Genomic DNA, 6269 nt, shown 5'->3' on the forward strand with positions numbered 1-6269 from the left:
GGGCGGTCAGCTTCACATGTGGTACTGGTACGGCGACGACGACCCCGCGTCCCTGCCCGAGGCGATCGAACGCGTCAGCGAGAAAGTCGTCCAGGCGTTGGGGGTTCGCCCGGGGGAGCGGGTGCTGGACGCCGGCTGCGGTACCGGTGGACTCGCACTGCGACTGGCCCGAGAGGCGGGCGCGCGGGTCACGGGCGTCACGATCAGCCGCTACGAGGTCCGGCTGGCACGGGAACGGGCCCGGGACGGGCCCGGTGCCCCTGACGTCGAGTTTCTCCTGGGCGACTTCGCCCACCTGCCCTTTCCCGATGCGTCCTTCGACGCCGTCGTCGCGCTCGAATCCCTCCAGAACGCTCATGACCTGGACCAGGTGACGGCCGAGCTCCGCCGGGTGCTCAGACCCGGAGGCCGTCTCACCCTGGCGGACCTGAGCCGTGAGTCCGACACCGAACGCGCACGGCTGAAACGCTTCATGGCCTCTCTCGCACTGCGGCGACTGCCCTCACTGCGGGAGTGGCTGCAAACCCTGCGCCGCGTCGGGTTCGAGGTCGAGGAGTACACCCAGTGCGGACCACGCGTCTACGGACGCAAGAACCGCTTCCTGCGCGCGTCACTTGATCGCCGTGGAGAGTTGGCCGAGGAACTGGCGGAGGAGGACCTGCTGGGCTACGCGGTCAGGCATCGGGGCTTCTTCGCCGCCCGTAGAGACCAAATCGGATACGTGATTGTTTCCGCGCGTAGGCCCTGACCCGCGACGCCACCCAGAGAAGGCAGGATCGATCAGAAAGGGGGCGCGCGTGAGCGTGTCCACACAGTCTTCCTCCACGGCCGCTCTGGTGGCGGACCTGGAGAATGCTCCCACCGAACGCCGTGAGGCGTGCTTCGAAGCCCTCCTCGACGTCGTCTGGCGCGATGGGGCCCCCACCACAGGAGCGGGGGAGGCGATCCCCTTGATGGTGGAGGGAATTCGACGACGACCCACGCCACTCCTGCTGTTGTTGCTCGGTCTCCTTGCCGGGAGCGGTGGATCCGACCTGACCGAACGGGTCTCCGGGGGGATCGACCGTTATCTCGATCTTCTCGGCATGAACGAGGCGGAGCTCACCCCGGTACTGCTCTACCTGCTGGGGAACCTCTCCGGTGACAGGGACGCGATCCTGGCCTCAGAAGGCGTGGCGGAGCTGCCGGAAGTGGACCGGGCCCGTCTGGAACGAGCCCTGGCCCGTTTCGACGTCGACCACCCCGACCTGGGAAGGGCCTGGCCCTCACCCGCGGTTTGGCGGCTGAACCAGGCCGAGATCGACTTCGACCGCACATGGATCGACCGGCTCACCCCCGAACAGGCCAGGGTCAACTGGGACAACGACACCCGAACGCTCTCCGCCTACATGGGGGGACGGGCCCGCTGGATGACTCGGACGGGTTCCCTCCCCGACCCGGAGGAGATGACCCGGACCGCTCGAGAACCGAAGGACCGGGAAGGCTCCGTTGACTCCATCCCCTCCGAGGAAGTGCTGTTCGACCGCCTGGTGGGCCTTTTGCGCTGCCCTTCGTGCGATGAGGTCCTCGACCGCAACGGCCCTGTGTTCTGCTGCCCCGCCTGTTCTCGGGCCGCCCCGACCGCCGAGGGCATCGTGGACCTGTTCGAACCGTTCATCGACGGCGCCGAACCCGATGAGGACGACGCCACGGCCGGTCTGCTCGGCAAGCTCGCGAACATGCCGAGCATGGGTCGCTACTACGAAGAGGTCCTGCGTCCGGCCTTCCTTCGGGTGGCGGGAGGGAACTGGGCAAGGGCCATCACACCGGAGAACGAGGACGACTACATCAGGGGACATGTGCGCCCGGTACGGGGCCCCGTCCTCGACCTGGCGGCCGGAGCGGGGCGATGGACGAGCGTGCTCGCCCGACACGTGGGTGAGGAACGGGTGATCGCACTCGATTCCGGTCTGCCCATGTTGAATCTGCTCCGAAAACGCCTGCCCGGTGTTCCCGCCGTTCTCGGAAGCGCCCTCGACCTCCCCTTTCCCACGGGTTCGTTGGGCGCGGTCAACTGCTGGAACGCGCTTCAGGCGTTCCCCGAACAGGCCGGAACGGCCATCCGAGAGGTCGGTCGCTGTCTTCGGCCGGGCGGGACGTTCACGCTGATGACCTTCCGTTGGGCCGATGATCCGCTGGAACGGCACTTCCAGGAATCCCACCACTTCCCCTCCCGTCCCGAGGGAATGCTGCTGTTCACCTCCGAGCAGGTGCGCACCTGGCTGGCGGAAGCGAGGATGCGGGTGGTCGACGCCTCCGGAGAGGAAGGTTTCCTGTTCATGACGGCGGTTCGGGAGGAGGCGTGAGACCTGAGAGACAGCGGGGGGAAGGCTCGGCAGGTCCCATCGGACCCTTCTCACCACCTGGAACCGAGGCGTACGAGTCGGCCACGGGTGTCTTCAACCTTCTCGCGCCGGCGCGGCCGTCGGCTGCCCTGACCGCCACCACCCCCGAGGAGGTGATCCAGGCGGTGGAACACGCTCGGCGCGTCGGGGCGGGGCTGCGGACGCACTCCACCGGACACGCCGCCGCGGTCGCCGCTTCACTGGAGGGAGACCTGCTAGTCCGTACCCGAATGGCGGAAAGGGTGACCATCGACCCGGTCCGTCGGGTGGCGCGTGTACCGGCAGGGGCCACCTGGGGGGAGGTGGTGGACGCGGCGGCCCCGTACGGGCTCGCGGCGCCGCACGGTTCCTCGGCCCATGTGGGGGCCGTCGGCTACCTCCTGCGAGGTGGTGTGAGCTTCTACTCTCGACGACACGGTCTGGCCTCCAACGCGGTTCGAAGCATCGAACTGGTCACCTCCGAGGGGCGTTTGCGCCGAGTGGACCAGGCCCGTGATCCGGAAGTCCTCTGGGCGCTCCGTGGTGGTGGGGGCGGCTTCGGTGTGGTGACGGCGGTCGAGGTGGGCCTTTTCGCGGCGCGTGGAGCCGTGGCCGGTGCCGCTTTCTGGTCGGGTGAACACGCCGATCGTCTCCTGGCACTGTGGCTGGACTGGGCCCGCGGGGCACCCGAGGAGATCATGTCCTCGTTGCGCGTCATGAATTTCCCACAGGTACCGGACGTACCCGAGGAACTCAGGTCCGGCCCCGTCGTGTGCGTGGACGGAGCGATCACCCACGAGGGCCACGAACGGGCCGCGAGCGCGATGGCGAACGACCTCTTGGGACCGCTACGGGCGTTGGCCGAGCCGATCACCGACAGTTGGGCCGCCGTCGCGGTGCCCGAGGTGACCCGAATGCACATGGATCCCCCTGACCCGGTGCCCATCTTCGGCGACCACATGCTTTTGGAAGACCTCGACACGACCGGTGCACGCACCCTCCTCGACCTGGTCGGGCCGGGTTCGGGCTCCCCGCTCGTGGCCGCCGGCCTCAGGCAGCTGGGCGGCGCCCTGGCACGGTCCCACCCCCAGGGCGGGGTCCTGGACCACTTCGACGCCCCCTTGCTCTACGCCGGTTCGGGGGCGGTTCTGGGAGACGTCACCCATGGGGAACTGGCGGCCCACTGCGCGAGGGTGCGTGCAGGGCTGGCCGACCGGGACACGGGCATGACCGCTCCCACGTTCGTGGAATCGCGTGAACAGCCCCAACGCCACCTCACACCGACACAGGTGGGGTGTTTGGACCGTCTCCGTGGGGAACTCGACCCCGATGGGATCTTCTCCGCGGACATCATGCCGAACGCCACGGCTCGGGAGGCACGCGTGACTTCGTTCCGTTCGTCTGTCGATTTCGACGCGGAGCGTTCGTCGTAGGGGTGTAGGGCGTGAACGCGGAGCCCGCCCGCGAGGGGCACGAATCACCTCCGGGACGGGTCTTCGGGCTCATGCCCCACCCCCGACTCCGCGCGGATGGCTTCGCGCAGAAAGGAACTACGATGACAACGCAGAGCGCTCCAAAGGCCGGGCGCAAGGAGTGGGTCGGACTCGCGGTCCTGACCGTGGCCAGCATGCTCGTCTCCTTCGATGTCTTCGTCCTGTTGCTCGCCCTTCCCCACCTGACCTCCGACCTCGCCCTGAACTCCACCCAACAGCTTTGGGTGGTGGACATCTACGGGTTCATGGTCGGTGGTTTCCTGGTGACCATGGGCACCCTCGGTGACAGGATCGGTCGCCGCAGGCTTTTGATGATCGGTGCGGTGGCTTTCGGCGCGGCCTCCGTCCTCGCCGCCTTCTCCACCGGACCGCAGATGCTGATCATCGCCCGGGCACTGCTCGGCGTGGCCGGGGCCACTCTGGCGCCCTCCACGCTCGCGTTGATCAGCAACATGTTCCTCGACCCGAAGCAGAAGGGAATGGCGATCGGGCTGTGGGCCGGGTCGTTCACGCTCGGAGCGATCATCGGCCCGATCACGGGCGGAATGATGCTGGAGTACTTCTGGTGGGGTTCGGTCTTCCTGCTGGCCGTCCCCGCCATGGTCCTCCTGCTCATCCTCGGTCCCCTGGTGCTTCCCGAGTACCGGGCGCCGGAGCCGGGTCGCATCGACCTCGTGAGCGTCGTCCTGTCATTGCTCATGATCCTTCCCTTCGTCTACGGGGTGAAGGAGGTGGCACGGATCGGCTGGGACCCGCCGGCGATCGCCGCCATCCTTCTGGGGGCCTTCGCGGGAACGGCCTTCGTGCGGCGTCAGCTGGTCTTGGACGACCCCCTCCTGGACCTGAGGCTGTTCCGGAACGATCAGCTCACCGTGGCGTTGGTGTCCATGCTCATGTACAGCATGCTGACCGGAACGACCCTGTTCTACCTCAGCCAGTTCTTCCAGTCGGTGCTCGGGCTGTCTCCGTTCCAGGCCGCTCTGGCCTTGATCCCCGGGCTGATCGCGGGAACCGTCAGTGTGACCCTTGCCCCGGTCCTGGCCCGGTGGATCCGTCCCGCGGTCCTGATCGCGGTGGGTCTGTTGATCGTGTCGGCCGGCCTGCTCATGTTGTTGATGGTCGGCCCCGAGAGCGGCGTCGTGCTGCCCGTGGCCGCGTTCGTGGTCTGGTGCCTGGGTGGCGGCCCCGGGCTGGCACTGGGCATGAACCTGGTGATCGGAGGGGCCCCGCCGGAGAAGGCCGGGTCCGCGGCCTCCCTGCCCCAGATCGGCAACGAGATGGGAACGTCCCTGGGGATCGCCACGGTGGGCACGCTCGGGGCGTTCGTCTACGGCACACGGCTGGACGACCGCGTTCCGTCCGAGATGGACTCCGGCGCGGCCACCGACAGCGTCGCCGGAGCCGTCGCGCTGTCCGAGGAGCTGGGAGGAACGTTGGGTTCTCAGCTGGAGAGCGCCGCGCAGGACGCCTTCACCTCGGGCCTTCACGTCATCGCCGTGGTCAGCGCGGTGATCCTCGTGATCACGGCCGCGCTGGTCCTTGTCCGGCTCCGTCACGTCCCGCCGATGGGAGACGAGGGCGCGGACGGTTCCTCCGAGACTCCCGAAGCCGGCCCGGCCAAGGACGCGGTGGCCACCGACACCTCGGATACGGCGGAGGACGAGGTCGACCATGCCGACGACACCCTGACGGGGCGTGGGGACTGAGGTCGACTCCGTGCGTCGGGCGGTACTGACCCGTTCAGGGCCGCCCGGTGCCCGTCGACAGGGCGTCGGCGCACGGGCAGGCCGGGGCACCGAGGCCGGACACGGTCATTCCTCCCGGTGGCCCGGCTGCTCCGCACACCGGCGAGAGTTGACCACGAACGGTGATGGGGGAGGGTCCCGGACCGGTGCGGGGAACGGGCCCACCTCAGCCACGCGGGCCCCGGCCTGTTCCAACCGGCCCGTCCTTATGGGAAGGATCATCGTCTCCCACCGGTGCCCGACCCGCGCGGGGCCGGGAGCAAAAGGCGAAGCCCCGGCACCAACGCGCGTTCTGGTACAGCCCACCGAGAATCGTTCCAGACGTGACCGCCGGGTCGGCCGGTTTCCGCCCCGAACGCAGAGGCCGTGGACAGGTACCGCGATCGGCCGCCCCGGGGCCGGCGGCGAGAGCGAACCGGGCGGCCTTGGACACGGGGCGCGGGGAACCGTCGAGGCGGGGCCGTCCCAACCGACCTGCCGACACCCGAAGCGGTTCCCCGCATTCCGTCAGCCCTTCTCTCCCAGCGCTTCGAGTAACCGGGTGGGTGCCTGGAAAACCGGGGGAGCGTGACGCAACGCCGGTTCGCACCACCAGTCCAACCGCTGGGTGCCCTCGCTCAGGGAGGACGTGACCGCCACCGGGTGTTCGGGGCCTCCGGGGCCGAACG

General features: G+C 68.7%; 4 protein-coding genes. All 4 read left to right on the forward strand.

Annotated features, from left to right (window positions below; genetic code table 11):
• Positions 1 to 748, forward strand: a 748-nt coding sequence (locus K8V84_RS23410; protein WP_304078700.1) for a class I SAM-dependent methyltransferase, incomplete at its 5' end; no start/stop codon positions are given.
• Between the two features lie 55 nt (positions 749 to 803).
• On the forward strand, positions 804 to 2345 hold the full coding sequence (locus K8V84_RS23415; protein WP_304078702.1) for a class I SAM-dependent methyltransferase: 1542 nt from the start codon (positions 804 to 806) through the stop codon (positions 2343 to 2345).
• Entirely contained in the window at positions 2342 to 3796 is a 1455-nt protein-coding gene (locus tag K8V84_RS23420; protein ID WP_304078703.1) for an FAD-dependent oxidoreductase, read from the forward strand. Before K8V84_RS23415 ends, K8V84_RS23420 begins: the two co-directional genes overlap by 4 nt.
• Before the next feature lie 122 nt (positions 3797 to 3918).
• Positions 3919 to 5562, forward strand: a complete 1644-nt coding sequence (locus tag K8V84_RS23425; RefSeq protein WP_304078704.1) for an MFS transporter — start codon at positions 3919 to 3921, stop codon at positions 5560 to 5562.
• Positions 5563 to 6269: the final 707 nt, after the last annotated feature.

This window comes from Nocardiopsis listeri (genome assembly GCF_020741345.1).
GTDB lineage: Bacteria > Actinomycetota > Actinomycetes > Streptosporangiales > Streptosporangiaceae > Nocardiopsis > Nocardiopsis listeri_A.